Source organism: Streptomyces antnestii (assembly GCF_004005495.1).
Lineage (GTDB): Bacteria > Actinomycetota > Actinomycetes > Streptomycetales > Streptomycetaceae > Streptomyces > Streptomyces antnestii.
In genome coordinates this window covers 1-18,151 of the sequence record NZ_RZYA01000030.1, presented here as the reverse complement: position 1 = coordinate 18,151, position 18,151 = coordinate 1, and the positions used below count along the sequence as shown (strand labels likewise).

The following is an 18,151-nucleotide window of genomic DNA, read 5'->3' as shown; positions in this document are numbered from 1 at the left end:
GCCGGGCTAGGTGCCCGGTCCTTGCGCAGCCCTTGCCCGCACGTTGACACGGGGTTCTGAAAACACCAGGTATTCGGGCGTGGGGGTTGGGGAGTACGGACCGGCGCACCGACCTGGGGTGGCCGGCGCCGCGTTCACGGTTCCCTGTAGCCCAGCGCCACTGAGATTCGTTGGGCTGCTTTGGTCATCACCGTCGTGAGGCCTTGCATGCGGGCCGGCGGCATGTACGGGCGGGTGGCCGAGATGCTGATGGCGCCGGTGATCGTGGCGGTGACGTCGCGGATGGGGACGGCCACGCAGCGGATGCCGGGCTCGTTGTCCTCGAGGTCCTTGGCGACGCCCGCCTCTGCGTACGCGCGCATGCGGGTCAGGAACGCGTTCAGGTCCTGGGCGTGGACCTGGTCGGGCTGGGCGGGGGCCTCGGCCTGGTAGCGGGGCCGCCACTCGGGTTCGGAGTCCAGGAGCAGGGCCATGCCGACGCCGGTGCGGGTGAGCGGCATGCGGTGGCCGATGCGGGAGCGCATCTCCGCGCCGCGCGTGCCGGGGAGTTTGTCGAGGTAGAGGACGGAGTCCCCGTCGCGTACAGCGAGGTGCACCGTGTCGTGCAGCTGCGCGGAGAGTTCCTCCAGGACAGGGCGGGCAACCACCGGCAGCGGGTTGCCGTGGAGGGCCTGGAAGCCGAGTTCGATGAGCGTGGGGCCGAGGGTGTACCCGTCGCGGCCGCCCCTCAAGTACCCCTCGATGATGAGGAGTTGGGTCAGGCGGTGCGCCGTGCTGCGGCCCAGGCCGGTGCGCTCGACGAGGGTACGGAGGTCGTGCGCGCCGTCCGCGACTGCACGGATGACCGCGAGACCTCGGGCGAGTGTCTGCGTGCCGGGCGCCGGAGTGTCAGCCATGACCCTGATCCTATATATAGGGACGGTGTTCGCATTATTGGGATGCGCCTCCCAGAGTGACGCCCATGACGGACACCGAACCGGGCCTGGTCGCGCTCGACTGGGGCACCACCGGCCGGCGCGCCTGGCTGCTCGATGCCGCCGGCCGCATTCTCGAATCCCGCAGGTCGGGGCGTGGGCTGCTCGCCACGACGGAGGGCATCGACGCCCACGACCCGGCCGCGCGGGCGGCCGCGTACGAGGAGGCGCTGCGGGAGGCTTGCGGCGACTGGCTCACCGCGTACCCGCGCGTCCCCGTGATCGCCTGCGGGATGGTCGGCAGCGCACAGGGCTGGGTCGACAGCGGCTACCGCACCGTGCCGGCGCCGGTCGGCTCCGGCACGCTCGTACGGGTGGAACACCGCGCGGGCGTGCTGCACCTCGTGCCGGGGCTGCGGATCGCCTCGGACGACGCGGCACCCGGCGATGTGATGCGCGGCGAGGAGACCCAACTTGTCGGAATCATCGACGAGTTGGGGCCCGAGCGCTACGGGGAGGCGCTCACCGTCGTGCTGCCCGGGACGCACAGCAAGTGGGTCCGCATCGAGGGCGACGGGCGCGTGACCGGGTTCGCCACCGCGATGTCCGGCGAGCTGTACGGCCTGCTGACCCGCCACGGCATCCTCGCCCGCACCGCCGAGTCTTCCGTACGGGACGACGCCGCCTTCGCGCGCGGCCTCGCCGCCGGACGGTCGCGCGGCCTGGCCGCCGAGCTGTTCGCCGCGCGGCCGCTGGTGCTCGACGGGCTGCTCGATGCGGGCTCGTTGCCGGACTACGTCTCGGGCGTGCTGATCGCCGACGAGGTGGCGCATCTGCTGCCCAGCACGGCGTCCGAGGCCGTCGGCACAGCGCCCGAAGTCGTGCTGTGCGGCGCGCCCGACCTGTGCCGGCGCTACGCCGAGGCGCTCGCCCGGCACGGCGTGCGGACCACGGTGCTCGGCGAGGAGGTCACCGCCAAGGGGCTGTGGCGGATCGCGGACCGGGCGGGCCTCCTCGGCCCTGCCTCCGGCCGCGGCCGCCAGGACGAGGACGTACGGCTGGAAGGGACACCAGGACGATGACAGGGCTGATCGCGATTCTGCGCGGGGTCGAGCCCGCCGAGGTCGTGGGGGTGGGCCGGGCTCTCGCCGAGGCCGGGGTCACCACGATCGAGGTGCCGCTCAACTCCCCCGCCCCGTTCACGAGCGTGCGGCTGCTCGCCGACGCGCTGGGCGAACGGTGTGTGATCGGCGCGGGCACCGTGCTGACCGTGGACGACGTCGCGCGGGCGCGGGCCGCCGGGGCGCGGATCGTCGTCGCGCCGAACTGCGACCGTGCGGTGATCGCCGCCGCGGTCGGGGCGGGCCTCACGCCGTACCCGGGGGTGGCCACGCCCAGCGAGGCGTTCGCCGCGATCGGGGCGGGCGCCCGGCAGTTGAAGGTGTTCCCGGCGGACTCGGTCGGCATCGACGGGGTCAAGGCGTGGCGGGCGGTGCTGCCGCCGGACGTCGGCCTCGTACCGGTCGGCGGCGTCGACGGGACGAACCTCGCCGCGTGGGCCGCGGCCGGGGTGGCGGGGGTGGGGCTCGGCTCCGGCCTGTACCGGCCGGGGGACCCGGCCGAGGTGGTCGGCGCCCGGGCCCGTGAACTCCGCCGGATCTGGCAGGAAGCCGTCGGCCGGGACGCGGACGGCTCCGTTGCAGGAACGAGGGACACAGGCGTGAGGGACACAGGCCTGAGAAACACAGGAGTGAGGAAGCCATGAGAATCACGTCGCTGACGACGTATCAGGTGCCGCCGCGCTGGTGTTTCCTGAAGATCGAGACGGACGAGGGCGTCACCGGGTGGGGCGAGCCGGTCCTGGAAGGCCGGGCGGCGTCGGTGGCCGCCACGGTCGAGGAGCTCTCGGACTACCTGATCGGGCAGGACCCGTCGCGGATCGAGGACCTGTGGACGGTGCTGTACCGGGGCGGGTTCTACCGCGGCGGCGGCATCCACATGAGCGCGCTCGCCGGCATCGACCAGGCCCTGTGGGACATCAAGGGCAAGGCGCTCGGCGTGCCGGTGCACGAGCTGCTCGGCGGCCGGGTGCGGGACCGGATCAAGGTGTACTCGTGGATCGGCGGCGACCGTCCCGCGGAGACGGCCCGGGCCGCGCGCGACGTGGTGGACCGCGGGTTCAGCGCGGTGAAGATGAACGGCACGGAGGAGCTGCAGTACCTCGACACCTGGGACAAGGTGGACCGTTGCATCGCCAACGTGGCGGCAGTGCGGGAGGCGGTGGGCCCGGACGTCGGCATCGGCGTCGACTTCCACGGCCGGGTGCACAAGCCGATGGCGAAGGTGCTGCTGCGCGAACTCGAGCCGTACCGGCTGATGTTCGTCGAGGAGCCGGTGCTGTCCGAGCACGTCGACGGCTTCGCGGAGGTGCTGCGGAACTCGCCGATCCCGATCGCGCTGGGCGAACGCCTGTACTCTCGCTGGGACTTCAAGTCGGTGCTCGCCTCCGGGGCCGTGGACATCGTGCAGCCCGACCCGTCGCACTGCGGCGGCATCACCGAGGCCCGGAAGATCGCGCACATGGCGGAGGCCTACGACGTGGGCCTGGCGTTGCACTGCCCGCTGGGGCCGGTAGCGCTCGCGGCCTGTCTGCAGATCGACGCGGGCTGCTACAACGCGACGATCCAGGAGCAGAGCCTCGGCATCCACTACAACACCAGCAACGACATGCTCGACTACCTCGTGGACCCCGCCGTGTTCACGTACCGGGACGGTCAGGTGGCCATTCCGGACGGGCCGGGGCTCGGCATCGAGGTGAACGAGGAGTACGTCGCCGAGCGTGCCGCGGAAGGGCATCGCTGGCGCAATCCGGTGTGGCGGCACGCCGACGGCTCCGTCGCGGAGTGGTGAGCGGACGATGACGAATCCCACGAATCCTACGAATCCCACGCAGACCACGCAGACCACGCAGACAGCGCAGGCCCGTGCCGGTGTCGGCGCGCGGGCATCGCGCTTCCGGGTGCTGATCGCGGTGATGCTGTTCGTCACCGTCGTGATCAACTATCTGGACCGCTCCAACCTGTCGATCGCGCTGCCCGAGATCGCGCGGGAGCTCGACCTGACGACGGCTCAACAGGGCTTGCTGCTCTCGGCGTTCGGCTGGACGTACGCCGCGCTGCAGATTCCCGGCGGGTGGCTGGTGGACCGGGTGCCACCGCGGGTGCTGTACCCGGTGTGCCTGACCCTGTGGTCCCTGGCGACGCTGTTCATGGGCGTCATCGGCGGTTTCGTGGCGCTGATCGTGCTGCGGCTGCTCGTCGGTGTGTTCGAGGCGCCCGCGTACCCGATCAACAGCAAGATCGCGACGGTGTGGTTCCCGGAGCGGGAGCGCGCGACGGCCATCGGTTTCTACACGTCGGGCCAGTTCATCGGCCTCGCCCTGCTCACGCCGGTCCTGTCGTGGCTGCAGGCGCTGGTCTCCTGGCACTGGGTGTTCATCGCCACGGGCGTGGTCGGCGTCCTGTGGGCGGTGGTCTGGTACGCGGGGTTCCGGGAGCCGCGCGACTCGCGGGCCAACGAGGCGGAGGTCGAACTGATCCGCGCCGGCGGCGGGTTGGTCGACGCGACGCGGGAGCGGCCGCAGCGGGCGCGGATCACCCGCTCCGACCTGGCGACCGTCCTCGGGCGCCGGAAGCTGTGGGGCATCTACCTCGGCCAGTTCTGTCTGACGTCGACGCTGTGGTTCTTCCTGACGTGGTTCCCGACGTATCTGGTCGACTACCGCGGCATGGACTACATCAAGTCCGGGTTCCTGGCCTCGCTGCCGTTCGTCGCCGCCCTGGTCGGCGTGCTGACCTCGGGTGTGCTCTCGGACTTCCTGCTGCGGCGCGGCGTCTCGCTCGGCGCGGCGCGCAAGGGGCCCATCATCGCGGGCCTGCTGCTGAGCACGGTGATGGTCGGGGCGAGCGCCACGGACTCGACGGCGCTGGTCATCGTGTTCCTGTCGGTGGCGTTCTTCGGCAACGGCCTGGCGTCGATCACGTGGTCCCTGGTCTCCGCCATGGCCCCGCAGCGGCTGTTCGGCCTGACCGGCGGGATGTTCAACTTCATCGGCAACCTGTCGTCGATCGCGACCCCGATCGTCATCGGCATGATCATCACCGACGACAGTTTCGCCCCGGGCTTCGCGTACATGACGGGGGTCACGGTGGTGGGCATCCTGTCGTACGTGTTCCTCGTGGGCCGTGTCGAACGGGTCGCGGAGCACGGGGAGTTGAAGGCGACGGCCTGACTCCGGGCCGGCGAGGAGCCCCGCGTGCCTTCGGGTACGCGGGGCTCTCGGCGTTCCCGCGTACCCCTCGAGGCGCACGGGGCGGCGATGAGGTCGGGGGTCCAGCGCAGGAAGCTGTCGGTGCTGCGTAGTGCGGCACTGACGGTGGGGCTCAGTACGCCCTGGCCCCAGTCGTCGACGGTCCACCCGCGGATGTCCAGCTCCCGCGCGACGCGCTGTTCGTGGGCGTCGCCGATGTCCTTCCTTCGTTGAAAGCTCGTCATACCGGGGAGTGTTGCGCAGGGGCGACGTGCCAAAACAACGCAGGTACGGCCGTCGGCCAATGCCGGTCACGGGCGTTGGCGGTCATCGTTGTCCGTTGTGGTCCGCTGGTGTCCCACTGCGTCTCACCCCGGGCGGTGAGAGTTGACGCGAATTCGCCGCCCGGTAGGCCTGGAATCAGGCGGTGACGTGTCGTGCCCTTCTGTGTCGTACTCAAGGCCTTGCTGGGCCACTCTCCCGAGTAGACCCCGGCCTCCGTGCCGGGGGTACCGCGCGGCCGCGCTGCTGTACGTCTTCGGTGACCTCACTGTCCTGACGCCGGCCGAGGTCGCCTACTACACCTGCTGGCGACCATCAACGGCCTCTACAAGTCCCAGTGCATCCGCATCAGGGTCTTCCACGACGGACCCTGGAGAACCGTCTCCGACGTCGAGTACGCCACCGCCGCATGGGTCGAGTGGTACAACAGCCGCCGGCTGCACTCGAGTCTGGGCATGATCAGCCCCACCGAGTACGAGGCAGCCCACTACGCTGACACAGAACCACAAGCCGACTGATCACCGGCCAACAAAACATCGGCAGGAAAGTCGGAACGGTTTACGTTGCCAAGACCAGCCCCCGTGCCAGTGGCGTGCCCATCAGCCTGGCCGAGCCTGTCGATTGGGAGCCATCTTGATGGCTCGGGGTACACCATCCGTCCCGGCGACGGGATCCCCTTCACCTGTGAGTTGGTCCTACAGCGGCTTGCCCGCGTTCCGGCGGCGTCTGGCCGAGGCCGAGGGGTTCGTCCTCTGCGAGATGTCGGGCTTCGGAGGCGAGCGTCCGTGGAACGAGGTGTCGACTGCTCCGTATCGAAGGATCCGTCACTGAGCAGGCTGGGGAGTGACTCCTCAGCGCCCGGCGCGTTGATCCGTATCATCGTCCGCATGGCTGTCAGCCGCCGGAACATGGATCTGTACGAGGCCGGATTCTGCAAGGTCAGCTACGAGGATTCGGGTGACCCCGAGAGGGATGCTCAGTCGGTCAGCGATGGTGGTGACGTCGACGTCGTAGGGGTCTCGGCACAAGTTGCATATGCGCTGGTGTTCCGTTAGGAGGCCGCGGATCTGGTCAGGGCTGGCAGTGGTACGCACGACTGCCTCGTTGGGAAGCGTACGGTGCGGGCGCCGCGGGTTGCCGCCAGCTATCGAGTAAGGCCGCACCAGGGGGTATTCGCCGTTTTCCTCATAGTTGTCCACCAAGAGACTTGTGGGGCGGGGGCCTGGAGCGATTGAAGGCTCACGAGACGCAGCCCTCTTTCGTAGCTCGTACGCCGAGGCGACTTTGCCCGCATCGGCCTTTCTGACGTTGCGGAGGGCTTCTTCAAGGGAAGGCAGTTCATTCAGCGGGCGGTCTCGGCAGGCCGCGTCCACCACCCAGTCGGCGTCGTACACTGCCACTCGCTCCAGGAGCTCTAACACCTCCAAAGGCGGACAATCCCTGCCCGCGGCGCTGAGCACCTGGTAGGCGTCGGAGTCCTGGGCCTCCTTACGCAGCGAGGTGACAACCTCGGTGAGGCCCGATGCCGACCACTGCCGCGCCAACTGATTCAGCAGCTGATACAGCTCAGCATCCTGCCCTCTGGCTCGAAGCGCGCTGATCAGCGCTGGCATCTCAACCGGCCGAGTCCTGCCGATCGCAGCGTCAAGCAGCTGAGTTGCCGCATCGGGAAGGTTGATGTCGCGCAGCATGATGGCTCCTCGCAACACCTCCGTCGCGGGCAGACTCCGCCCCGCCAGATGAAGCAGGCCCTGCGCAGTGTCGTCAGCTCCGTCCTCGGTCAGCAGAGCCTGGACCTTGTCGACGACTTGTTCGGGTGTCAGGTCGACCGCATCCGGTTCGGACATCTGCGAGTTGTCCGGCGTATCGTTCGAGGTGAGCGAGATGTCCAGCGGGTTGTCCTGGTGAAGCTCACCGGCCAGATGGTCGAGCTGTTCCGCCTTCTCGTCCAGGTGCCTAGCCGCCTTGACCAGCGCCGTATCGATGTCGGCCGCAGCCGCTTCAAACGTGTTGTTGTCCTGCTGGATCGGGACAGGTGCCACCAGATGAGACTCGGCTTCTGCAGGTGCCGCATTGCCCCGCAGTTTGTCGATTTCGGCCTGCAGGGTGCGGACTTGCTCGGCTGCCTCCCGGGCCAGGCGATCGGCCCTGCGGCGCTCGGAGCGTGCCCGCTCCAGTTCTTTCTCGGCTGTCTGTCGCTGCTGCTCGCTGCGGGAGAGCTCTGCTCGGATCTGCTGCAGCGTCCTCGTCGGTGCCAGGTCTGCGGAGGTGTCCATGGCCTCGGTACTGAGGTCGTCGATGTCGCGGTGCAGTTTGTCGACCAAGGAGAGGAGGACCAGGACCAGCTGGTGGGTGCCGGAGCGTTCTCGTTCCAGTGCAGCGGCTCGCTCCACGGCCTGCACGAGACGTTCCTGGGTAGCGATGTACTTCTGCTGCACGGCGATGAGGTCGCCGGGGCGGGAGGTAGAGGAGTCTCCCACGATTCCGATCGTGTCGGCCGGGGTAGCCGCGTCGACGGCAGTGTCGCGTAACGCGCGGTCGCGTGCGAGCAGACGCCCCATTTCTGTGGCGTCATCGGAGCAGGCGTCGGCGACGGCCTCGACGAACGCGTCGTCCAGCGCAACTCCGCTCAGCCGCGCCGCGACCGTAGTACGGCTGGGGACGCGACGGTCCTCGAAGTGTTCGGGCAGCAGCCGGCTTCGCAGTGCGTCGATGCTCAGCCCGGCTTCGTCCAGCCATCCACGCAATAACTGAGCTCGAGCATTCGCCAAGCTATCCGCGCCCCTCGGATCTGCCCATGGGCGGGTGCGCCGTCCCTCCGCCAACGTGGCTCTCCTCCTGACAACTCGCGGACAACTGGACCTTGTTCGGCATTGTCCTGCATCACGGCGGACAACGTGGACGCACCCGGACGCCACCGCTCAGCGTGAGGGGCATGCAGCCGGTTTCCCGACTGGCTTTGGACTTGGAGACCACATGCCTGACCTTATGGAAGATGCCCTCGCTGCCCTCGGGCGGGGCCTGCTGACCCAGCTACCGGCCCAGCTCGTGGTGGGCATCGCCGCCGCGGCGGTAACCGGCTGGATCTCCCGCCGGTATACCTGCGACCACGTCAAGACGACCGAAGACAAGAGCCCGGCGGGGCCGGACAAGCCGTGACCGGCTGATCCGCTGGGCTCCACGAGAATTCGGGGCCGCCGCGCTGGCAGAACGTCATGAACCGGACGCCACACGACTACGCCGAAGCCCCTCGGTAGTGGGGTGTGATAGGAAGCGCATTGTGGACGCCGCGTTAACTGGACTGCTCGGGACGACGGTTGGTGCTCTTGCAGGATTCGCGGGAGCGTGGCTTGCCCAGCGCGCGCAGACGCGGATGCAGCGAGAGGAACGCACCCACCAGGAGCAGGTGCGGTGGCTTGCCGACAAGAAGCCGCTGTTCAGAGATCTGCTGGTGGTGTTCCGGCAGTGGCGCGAGGCGCTGTCGGGTGCGGGTACTGGCACAGACGATCTCGCAGGTCTGCGCCGATCGGCGCTGAAGTGGTCAGTGGAGGCTTCTTTGATCGCCTCGGAACCGGTACGACTGGCGCTCGACGAGGTGCAGGCCGCTTTCGCGGCTGTTGAGGACCAACTCCGCGACGGGCGCGTGTCGGTGCAGGAGAGCGGCGTCGCGGCGCGGTTGGGCAACGGGCTGTCTGTGCTGGAGGACGCGATGCGGGCTGAGTTGAAAGAGATGCTGCGCGGGCCACGCAGGAGGATCCGGTTGCAGAACCGGGTTCGCGCTATTGACCCGCGTACAAGCCCACCGGAGTTCTGGCCGACAGCAGCCGGCTCAGACAACTGACTCCAGACCAGCTTCACCACCGTCAATCCTTCTCCGCAGCGGGTCGAGTGGCCTGGCAGGCCGAGGGTGTCCCGCCAACTCGCAGCCGCCCTCCGCCGCAGCCCCCAGCGTGGAAGCGTCCGGCGCCTTCGTGCGCTCTGGTCGTCACGGAAGCACCCGGCTTCTTTGGCTGACGACGAAACAAGTCACCCTGTATGGCGGGCGGTTCACATGGGGCAGGGTGAGGAAACCATCCGCTGAGTCTGGAGCGTGTTACCTGTATGACTTTGCCTCGAAGGCGGCGCGCTCCGCTGGGATCACGCCGACCCGGATCGCGGGGCACGACAGGCAGCGGCCGACCCGGCGACCCCGCCGGTCCCCGGGGGCAGGAGGGGAACCTGCTCGGACGCGTGGAACGAATTGGCCAGCTGGTGGTGAGTCTCTCCACACTGGCCGCCACGCTCCTGGCGGTGGTCTCCATCCAGCAAGTCGGTGACGAGCAGCGCATCAACAAAGAGGCACACATCACCGACCGGTACACCGCCGCCGGGGCCCAACTGGGCAGCACGTCCGTGGATGTCCGTCTCGCGGGCATCTACGCGCTCCAGCGGATCATGCAGGACTCCCCCCGAGACCAGCCCACCATCATCAACCTGATGTGCGCCTACGTCCGCAACCATGCGGCGCTCCCTAGGAAGCAGGCCCCGGCAAGCGAGCACGAACCCGACCCGTTCGCAACGGTCCACAACGACGAAGTGCAGTTGATATCCGAAGCCCCCAAGGCGGACGTGGCAGCCGCGCTGGATGTGATCGCAAAGAGGGACCCCAGATACGACGGCGGTAGCGAGGTCGACCTCTCGCACACAGACCTGTCCTTCGCGCGGCTCGAACATGCCCGGCTGGCCGGGGCGTCCCTGGACGGCGCACGTCTGATCGGTGCCGACTTCCGCGGCTCCGACCTGTCCGGCGCCGAGATCAACTACGCCGACACGCGGCTAGCCAGTTTCGAGGAGGCGGACATGCGGCGTGTGCAGGTGGCGGGCACCGACCTGAAGGGCGCCTCCTTGGCGGCGACCGACCTGCGGGGCGCGATAGACCTCCAGCGCGGTGTAGTGCTGAATGCCATGCCGAATATCCTCACCAAGCTGCCCCGTCGTCTGGCGGTAGATCCGCGGGTCATCAAACGCCAGCGCGAGATCGACTGCCGAGGCGGATGTCCCCCGCAACGCGCTCATTGATCGATTCTCGCCGGGATGCTGCGGTGGCAGGCCCGCTTCGACGGAGAGATGGCGAGATGAGCACGCCTCGGAGACCACATAGCCTGATCTCCTGGTGGTGAACCGACCGCTGCTCCGCCTGGGATTGACGGCAACGCCTGTCCCTGGCAGTTCGAGCGCCAGGGACAGGCGTTTCGCATCGTAGGCCCGCCTGCTCGTACTGCGAGGGGCGGGTTCAAACGGGCCCCGGGCGGCTGCCCGGCGGAGTCCGGCCACTGCTCGGTAGGCCACACTTCGCTGTCGTACGGCGCCTTCACCAGCTCCCGGCTACCTCACAAGACCAAAGCGGACCCGGCCCGCGCTGCTGCCCGGCTTCTCCGGCACCACTACCTCCGCCCGATGCTCCTCGTACGGGAAGTAGGCGTACGTCTCAGCCACCTCCGGGTGCTCCTCGTACACGGCGTTCTCCACGAGACGCGCAGTGCGCTGGTCCAACGCCTTGATTACAACTGATGTTCTGCGGGGGAGTGTTGGTTGAACGTCGTCGTCTGGGCGTCAGTGACGCAGGTGCGGTGGCCTGGTCGTTGACGCTGATGGGTGGTGCGCGCTCGTTGCTGGCATGAGTGACGAAGGGCCGTGTCATTCTCGCGCCGACCACCAGGAAGGAAGCCCCGCTCCCGTGCCCCCATCGTCGTCGCCGTCCTGCAGACCCTCGCCATCAACGCCGCCACGCTCCCGCCGGCCCCCAACGGCCCGCTCAGCGACGCACAGCACACCCAGCCCCATTGCGCGGCCTGCAGCACCCCGGCGCGCTACGCGGGCCATCGACACCGAAGTCGGGTGCCGCTGGCTCGACCTGTGCCGCGCCTGCATGATCACCAGCACCAGGCAGCAGCCGCCTGCCCCGCCAGTGCCGCTCACCGAGTCGGCGCATCAGCCAGGCTCGAGCAATGCTCAAGACCTGTGGATCGGCGCCGGGCCGGACGCGAAGGGCGTACCTTCCCGGGTGATCGATTGACTGGAATCGAGTAGGCCGACGTTGGCCCGTCGGCTGGGAAGGTACGCCCATGCTCACGGTAGTCACCGAGGACGGCTCGGCGCGAGGCGGGTCCCTGATCGACGAGGTCATCCGGGAGGGCGCCAGGCGGATGCTGGCCGCTGCGCTAGAGGCCGAAGTTGACGCCTATATAGCCGAGTTGGCCGATGAGAAGGGCGAGCGCGGGCGGCGGGCTCGTGGTTCGCAACGGACACCACCAGCCCCGGAACGTGACCACTGCGGCCGGGGCGGTCGAGGTCAAGGCTCCACGCGTTGACGACAAGCGCATCGACGAGGAGACGGGCGATCACAAGCGATTCTCCTCGGCCAAACTGCCGCCCTGGGCAAGGAAGTCGCCGAAGATCAGCGAGGTGTTGCCGCTGTTCTACCTGCACGGTCTGTCCAGAGACGACTTCGTGCCCGCGCTCGAGCAGTTCCTCGGCTCCTCCGCCGGCCTTTCCCCGGCCAAGTGAGACTCTCAATCGAGTCTCCAGCCGATGAAATCGAGCCACTTTGGCCACTCCTGTGTAGCCAGTGTGCGATTGCCGCTTGTCTGTGGACTGCGGACTGGAGAATCGCTGGTGGGATGAAGTCCGCGCTGGCGGCAGTGGCTTGGGATGACGCAGGGGGACGAATGAAGCAGTTGGTGGAACTGCCAGTCGACGTCAAGGACGGGAAGCAGCAGACGGTTCAGGTCGAGATCGAACAGGTCGCTGACGGTCTGGCCGACGTGTCGCGCTCGGGGAGGTTGGCCGCGCGTGCCGCGCGATCGCTCGGGGACATGCTGACCGGCATCAGGCCGGTCGCCGCAAGTTTCGTCGAGGGCTTCTCTGGTATGGACCATTCGCCGGACGAGATCGGTCTGGAGTTCGGGCTTTCGCTGACCGCTCAGGCCGATGTCGTGGTGTCGACCACTGCGGCGGCGGCCAACTTCAAGGTCACGCTCACCTGGAAGAAGCCCGCAGCGGATGGCCCTGTTCCCGAGCCGCCCAGCGGGGATTGATGAGGGCATCCGGAGAGGCCAGCGGTACGTCCTTCCCGGACACAGCGATCCTGCGGATTTTCGCGTCTACGCCGGATTCGGACGTCGCGACTGGTCCGCTGGGCGTGGGTTTCCTGGTCGACGACCGCCACGCGATCACCTGCGCGCATGTCGTTGCGGCGGCGCTCGGCCTGGCGCAGGGGAGTGGGCCGCAAGAGAGCGCGCGCCTGCACGTGGACCTGCCTCTGCTGTCCGAGCCGGGCAGCCCGGCGGCGACGGCCACGGCAAGTGTCGTGATGTGGGGCCCCTCGCAGGCCGCAGGTAGCTTGGATGTTGCGGTGCTGCGGCTGGACAGCGTCGTGCCCGGTACCGGGCCAGCGCGGCTCGTGGACATCGAACCGAAGGCGATGCGTGGAAACGCCGCCCAGATCTTCGGATTCCCTGAGGGCCGCGGGCAGGGCGTATGGCACGAGGGTGTCCTGCGCGGACGCCAGGCCGACGGCCAGATCCAGGTTGACCGCGCCGGAAACGGCTATCGCGTCTCCCGAGGCTTCAGCGGCAGCCCTGTATGGGACCAGAATCTCGGCGCTGTGATCGGGATGATAGCCAAGGCCGAACTGGGCGAGCCGGCAGCCGGCTTCATGATTCCCGTCGGTCAATTGGTCGCGGCCTGGCCCCCGCTGGCGGACGTGGCGCGCCCTCCCTCGCCGTTTCGCAGCCTCGAACCGTTCGAGGAGATGCACGCTGCAGCGTTCTTCGGCCGGGACGCCGACAACGACCGGATCGCACAGGTGGTGGCGGAACAGCGGTGGACCACGCTGGTGGGCCCGTCCGGCTGTGGCAAGTCCTCGCTCGCGATGGCAGGAGTGGCGCCACTGCGCCGCGACGCGGGGGACACCGTGGCGATCCTGCGCCCCGCCCACCACACCACAGCCCTCAGGGGCCTGGCCGCCGTGCTGCTGGACCTGCTGGAGCCCGACCGCGCCGAGGCGGAGAAGTTCGCGCGGATCTCCGCGGTGGCCGACGAGATCGCCCGCCACGGGATCCGTGAGGTCGCCGCACGTGTCCTGCACGTGCAGCACGCCAGGCGGCTGCTGATCGTCATCGACCAGTTCGAAGAACTCCTCGACGACGAAGCCTTCGTCCCCGGCGACATTGACGCCCTGGCCGACGCCCTTGACTCAGCCTCACCGCAGACGGTCTCCGTGCTGGCTGTCCTGCGCACGGACTTCCTCGACCCCGTCCTGGACCATCCCCGCCTCGGCCTGCTCGCCACGAAACGGATCGAGGCCCTTGAACCGATGCGAGAGGAGCAGCTGCGGGACATCGTCACCAAGCCCGTCGAGGGCGTACCGGCCATCGGCTACGAGGACGCGCTCGTCAACCGCATCCTGGGCGACGCCGGCAATGCGCCGGGAATCCTGCCCCTGCTCAGCTTCACCCTCGCCCAGCTGTGGGACCACCAGCGTGGTGGACGCCTTACTCACGATGCCTACGACGCACTCGGCGGCGTGAGCGGTGCCCTGGGCAGGCATGCCAACAGGATCTGGAAGCAGTACGTCGGCGACGAGGACGAGGAAGACGCGGAGAAACTGCTGACCCGTCTCGTGCGCACGCCCATAGGGACGGACACGCCCGTCCGTCGCCTCGTGGCACGCGCGGAGCTGAGCGACCGGGAGTGGCAGATCGCCCAGCGCTTGGCCGGCGCCCGGCTCTTGGTCCCCAACCGGGGCCGTACCCACGACGAACCAGGGCACGAGGGCAGCGATCCGACCGACGTAGAAACCGTGGAACTCGCCCATGAGGCTCTCATCTCCAGTTGGGACCGGCTCGGTGACCGGGTCAAGGCAGACCGTGTCTTCCTGGACTGGCGCGAGAACCTTCAACTGGACTTGGACCGATGGGACAAGGCCGGACGGCCCAAGGATCTCCTTCCGACCGCCACCGCGCTGGACGCCGCGCAGCGGTGGCTTCCGGAACGCACCGGCGAACTGGGGGATGCTCAGCAGGACTACCTCCGGCAGGGGCATGCCCACCGCCGCCACCTCACGCGCCGCCGCCGCACCGTGATGGCCCTGTTCGGCGTTCTGCTGCTCGTCGTCAGCGGCACCGCCGTCGTCGCCTTCGAACAGCGGCAGACCGTCGCCCACCAGCGCGACCAGGCCACCTCCGCGCAGGTCGCAGGCCTGGCACAGTCGCTGGGCCGCACCGATCCGCAGCTCGCCCGGCGGCTGGCCGTCGCGGCTGCCCGCCTCGGTAACACGCCCGATTCATGGTCGGCGCTCCTCGCCGTGCGCTACCAGCCAGAGAAACGGGCCGTCAAACTGCCCGACTTCGGCGTTACGACCTCCGACCTTGACAGCACTGGCCGCATCCTCGTCGCCGGGGGCGGTACACACGTCGGCACCTGGGACGTGGACACCGGCAGACAACTCGGCTCGTACCAGGCCTCCGCGAGAGTGCGGAACGCACGCCTGTCCGCCGACGGCACGACGGTGGCGGTGAGCACCGACGACGAACACACCGTCATTCTGGAGGCCCGCGGCCTCCATCCGCGCGGCCACACCTACCCGACCGGGTCCTCGGTCATTTCGCTCAGCCCGAAGGGCACCTTCCTGGTAGCCAGCGGAAGCCACGACGACACGGACCTCGCCACGGTCTGGAACACTCACACCGGGAAGCTGCTGTTCCAGCGCAAGGGCGACAACCCGCTTCATCCCTCCTTCTCCGCCAACGAACGCCTGCTGTCGTTGTCAGGGACCACGGACACCGACCTCACCTGGGTCGACGTGCGGACCGGGAAGGACCTCCACGCGCCGAAATTCGCCCTTAAGCCTCTGGACTTCCCCGGCCGGTTGACGTTCAGCCCGGACGGCAAGTACGCCGCCATGCTGACCGAACGCGGCCTGTTCTCAGCCGCGCTGGACCGCGACCGCGTGGGCTACTACAACGTCAAGAAAGTGCCGCGACCCTACATGGACGGCGACGACGTCCACTTCAGCCACGACGGAACGCTCGTCGCCGTCGGCTTTACCCTGTGGAACGCGACGCTGCCCGACGAACCCGCCTTCACCTACAACACAGTCGACAGCGACTGCGAGTCCGGCACGTTCCGGTTCTCCTCCGACGACTCTGAACTGAGGTGTGTCGGCGGCGATGGGACGTTCCGTTCCCTAGACGTCTCCAGCCTCACCCCGGTAGGCAAACGAACCGCCTTCCCGGGAGCAACGGCGGTGGCCAGCCAGAACGGGTCGACCATCGCGCTCAACAACGGCGACAAGGTGGCTATCTGGTCTACCGCACCTCTGGCCAAGCGGATGGAGCTGGCCACCACGAACGGAAATCACACTCTGCTCAGCCCGGACGGCCGCCTGGCGGCGTTTGAGGACGGCCTGGACAAGGTCCAGATCTGGGACCTGCTCAAGCGCACCCGGCTCGGTACCCTGCCCGGTTCTGTAGGCGGGACCTCGCCACATGTCGCCTTCTCACCGGACAATAAGACGTATGCCACTTACGACATAGTCAAGTACCTCGGGGCGAGAGGCTCCATCTACGCGCTGAGGTTCTACGACCTGAGGACGATGAAACTGATCCGGAAGGTGACCTTCTCCCTCAAGACCGCCCTGGTCAGCTTCAACACGACGGTGGCGTTCCGGCCGGACGGGAAAGCCGTGACCGTCAGCCCGCTCCTGGGCACGGTGGCGGTCCCCTCTGGCAAGGTCCTCGTGCCCGGCACCCCGGGCTTTCACGTCGACGGCTTCAGCCCGGACGGAGCGACGGCCTACAGCGATCCGGACAGCGAACAGAGCAACCTGACCTTCCTCGACCCGCGGACCCTCGGCCCCACGGGCGAGGCGCTGAACGTCGGCCAGCTCACCCTGGACGGCGTCGCTACGTCCCACTCTCCCAACGGCCGCCTGATCGCCCCCGTCTATGACGCCCCGGCGACCACAAACCAGAGCGCAGAGCACCACGAGGTCAAGATCTGGGACGTGCGAACACGCAGGCAACTCGGCCCTGCACTCGCTTTCCCCGCCGAGGACGTCACACTGACGACCTTCACCCGCGACGACTCCACCCTCGTCACCCTGGACGAGGGTGGAGAGTTCCGTACCTACACGGTCTCGCCTACCCAGCTCGTCCATGAGCTGTGCGCCACGTCGGGCGGCCTGACCGAGAAGGAGTGGAAGACCCACATCCCCGACGTCCCCTACCGCAAGACCTGCTGATGACCGCAGCGTCACCCCGACGTGGCAGTGGGCGCAGCCAGCGCCTGGTCCCCGCCTTCCTCTACGGCTGGGGCACGACGACTGGGTCGTCGGCCTAAGGCCGCTCCGAGGGCGGCGCCCTGACCTTGAGGGTCAGGGGTGGTTTCTGCGCATGGTCTGACCGGTCCCACCTCGTTCGACGAAGGCTGCGCCTTGCCGAAATTTCCCGGAATCTAGCGGCGATCACCGGGGCCAGCTGTCACACCCGAAGCCCGAGCGGACGCCAAGCGGCGGGATCAGCAGCGGATCGCGGACGAGGGGCGTGCTGCTGGGGCCTGTCGTTGTGTCAGCTTGCCGCCCACTCGACGCCAAGCTTCTGTAGCGCTGCCAGTTGTTCGGCGGTGAGCTTGTCTCGCCGGGTTTTGGTGTTGGAGACCCATACGCCGAGCTTGACGATCACCGGCTCTGTCTCGCCGTCGACCATGAATTCTTCGCTGTGGCCGCGCGCGACGGGTCGGTCCGTGCCCTCTCGTTCGCCACGGGGTCATCAGCCGCTCCGCGAGGTCCGCACGGCCTCGCATCAGGGCCGACACCGGCTCAGAGGACGGCCCGAGCAGTGCGACCAGGCCCGCGCCCAGGTGCTCACACAGCACCGGCCACCGTGCGACGGGCACCCCATCGACCGGATCGGCGTGCGCGGCGAACACCATCCGGCACAGCCGCGTCCACCCGCCCGCGTCCTGCGCGAGGAGCCGTGACGCCAGCGCGCCTCGACGACGTGCGCGCCGCCGCACACCGGCGTCCGCAGCCGCTCGGCCGGCCGCTGGGAGACGTGCCCGGGGTCGGGGACGGCTTCGACGGCGAGGTCGACGCCGAAGAGCGGCCGGATGCCGATGCTGTCCCGGCTCCCGGCGCGTAGGGCCGGGCGTCTGAGGTCCCTCACGCCTCGCTGCTCATCCCAGATGACCGCCGCGATCGCGGAAGCGACATGCTGCTCGACGCGTGGGGCGCGAGCGACGGGCACCCGGCGTCCTGATCGTGGCGGCGCCTTGGCACGCACGGTGGCTGGTCACGGGTCACCCGCGTGAGGTGACCCGTGGGCCGGGTATCAGCTGGCGTAGTCGACAGCGTCTGTGTGGCCGTAGACGTGGACGCGGACGCCTGGTTCTCCCGGTACACGGAAGGGATCGGTGGGTCCGGTCACGTTGTGGCAGGCGCTCAGGGCCTGGGCGAAGGCGAGGACTGTTGTCTCGTCTGCCCCGGCGATGGTGACGCTGACGTGCCCGGGAACGTTCTGGTGCAGGGTGCTCATGGTGAGCATGACGACGCACGCCCGGTGCGGGGTTCGTTCCGGGGGCGCGCTTCACGCGATCGGGCGCGGTG

Annotated in this window: 14 protein-coding genes and 3 pseudogenes; 12 read left to right on the top strand and 5 right to left on the bottom strand. The window is 68.5% G+C overall.

Going from position 1 to position 18,151, the window contains the following annotated elements; translation table 11 throughout:
• Window positions 1-134: 134 nt before the first annotated feature.
• The gene (locus EOT10_RS37750; protein ID WP_127832914.1) at window positions 135-896 is read right to left on the bottom strand and encodes an IclR family transcriptional regulator; all 762 of its coding nucleotides are present in this window, start codon (window positions 894-896) and stop codon (window positions 135-137) included.
• Window positions 897-961: 65 nt separating this feature from the next.
• Here EOT10_RS37750 and EOT10_RS37745 point away from each other — a divergent pair, with 65 nt between their 5' ends.
• The 5 genes and pseudogenes from EOT10_RS37745 to EOT10_RS37720 all read left to right on the top strand — a co-directional run.
• On the top strand, window positions 962-1,996 hold the full coding sequence (locus EOT10_RS37745; RefSeq protein ID WP_127832913.1) for a 2-dehydro-3-deoxygalactonokinase: 1,035 nt from the start codon (window positions 962-964) through the stop codon (window positions 1,994-1,996).
• Window positions 1,993-2,679, top strand: coding sequence for a 2-dehydro-3-deoxy-6-phosphogalactonate aldolase (locus EOT10_RS37740; RefSeq protein ID WP_127832912.1), 687 nt, complete (start codon window positions 1,993-1,995; stop codon window positions 2,677-2,679). Before EOT10_RS37745 ends, EOT10_RS37740 begins: the two co-directional genes overlap by 4 nt.
• On the top strand, window positions 2,676-3,824 hold the full coding sequence (gene dgoD, locus EOT10_RS37735) for a galactonate dehydratase (RefSeq protein WP_127832911.1): 1,149 nt from the start codon (window positions 2,676-2,678) through the stop codon (window positions 3,822-3,824). Before EOT10_RS37740 ends, dgoD begins: the two co-directional genes overlap by 4 nt.
• A gap of 7 nt (window positions 3,825-3,831) precedes the next feature.
• Window positions 3,832-5,205 carry an MFS transporter gene (locus tag EOT10_RS37730; protein WP_127832910.1) on the top strand — a complete coding sequence of 458 codons (1,374 nt, stop codon included), beginning with the start codon at window positions 3,832-3,834 and terminating at the stop codon, window positions 5,203-5,205.
• A 602-nt stretch (window positions 5,206-5,807) separates the two neighbouring features.
• Window positions 5,808-6,023, top strand: a pseudogene (locus tag EOT10_RS37720) (integrase core domain-containing protein); the annotation flags it as partial.
• Window positions 6,024-6,356: 333 nt separating this feature from the next.
• Here EOT10_RS37720 and EOT10_RS42955 read toward each other — a convergent pair.
• Window positions 6,357-8,276, bottom strand: a complete 1,920-nt coding sequence (locus EOT10_RS42955; protein WP_317617387.1) for a DUF742 domain-containing protein — start codon at window positions 8,274-8,276, stop codon at window positions 6,357-6,359.
• A gap of 205 nt (window positions 8,277-8,481) precedes the next feature.
• On the opposite strand from EOT10_RS42955, the gene EOT10_RS37705 reads away from it, so the two are divergent.
• The 3 genes from EOT10_RS37705 to EOT10_RS37695 all read left to right on the top strand — a co-directional run bounded on the left by EOT10_RS37705 (window position 8,482) and on the right by EOT10_RS37695 (window position 10,563).
• Entirely contained in the window at window positions 8,482-8,664 is a 183-nt protein-coding gene (locus tag EOT10_RS37705; protein WP_127832908.1) for a hypothetical protein, read from the top strand.
• 121 nt (window positions 8,665-8,785) lie between these two features.
• The gene (locus tag EOT10_RS37700; RefSeq protein WP_127832907.1) at window positions 8,786-9,346 is read left to right on the top strand and encodes a hypothetical protein; all 561 of its coding nucleotides are present in this window, start codon (window positions 8,786-8,788) and stop codon (window positions 9,344-9,346) included.
• Between the two features lie 389 nt (window positions 9,347-9,735).
• Window positions 9,736-10,563: a pentapeptide repeat-containing protein gene (locus tag EOT10_RS37695; RefSeq protein WP_189492623.1), complete on the top strand. Its 828-nt coding sequence runs from the start codon at window positions 9,736-9,738 to the stop codon at window positions 10,561-10,563.
• Window positions 10,564-10,869: 306 nt separating this feature from the next.
• Here the strand turns inward: EOT10_RS37695 and EOT10_RS41550 are convergent, their stop codons facing one another.
• Complete coding sequence (locus tag EOT10_RS41550) at window positions 10,870-11,037, bottom strand: hypothetical protein (RefSeq protein ID WP_189492621.1); 168 nt, start codon at window positions 11,035-11,037, stop codon at window positions 10,870-10,872.
• A gap of 572 nt (window positions 11,038-11,609) precedes the next feature.
• Here EOT10_RS41550 and EOT10_RS37690 point away from each other — a divergent pair.
• The 3 genes and pseudogenes from EOT10_RS37690 to EOT10_RS37680 form a co-directional block, all read left to right on the top strand.
• A pseudogene (locus EOT10_RS37690) lies at window positions 11,610-12,045 on the top strand (transposase); the annotation flags it as partial.
• 167 nt (window positions 12,046-12,212) lie between these two features.
• Window positions 12,213-12,581 (top strand): CU044_2847 family protein, encoded by a 369-nt coding sequence (locus tag EOT10_RS37685; RefSeq protein WP_127832905.1) that lies wholly within the window; start codon window positions 12,213-12,215, stop codon window positions 12,579-12,581.
• Between the two features lie 104 nt (window positions 12,582-12,685).
• Window positions 12,686-16,789, top strand: coding sequence for an nSTAND1 domain-containing NTPase (locus EOT10_RS37680; protein WP_189492618.1), 4,104 nt, complete (start codon window positions 12,686-12,688; stop codon window positions 16,787-16,789).
• A 325-nt stretch (window positions 16,790-17,114) separates the two neighbouring features.
• Here the strand turns inward: EOT10_RS37680 and EOT10_RS37675 are convergent.
• Window positions 17,115-17,303 (bottom strand): annotated as a pseudogene (locus tag EOT10_RS37675) (helicase associated domain-containing protein); the annotation flags it as partial.
• 219 nt (window positions 17,304-17,522) lie between these two features.
• Here EOT10_RS37675 and EOT10_RS41545 point away from each other — a divergent pair.
• Window positions 17,523-17,687, top strand: a complete 165-nt coding sequence (locus EOT10_RS41545; protein WP_189492615.1) for a hypothetical protein — start codon at window positions 17,523-17,525, stop codon at window positions 17,685-17,687.
• Between the two features lie 189 nt (window positions 17,688-17,876).
• Here EOT10_RS41545 and EOT10_RS37670 read toward each other — a convergent pair whose 3' ends face one another.
• The gene (locus EOT10_RS37670; protein WP_127832903.1) at window positions 17,877-18,080 is read right to left on the bottom strand and encodes a DUF6207 family protein; all 204 of its coding nucleotides are present in this window, start codon (window positions 18,078-18,080) and stop codon (window positions 17,877-17,879) included.
• Window positions 18,081-18,151 lie beyond the last annotated feature (71 nt).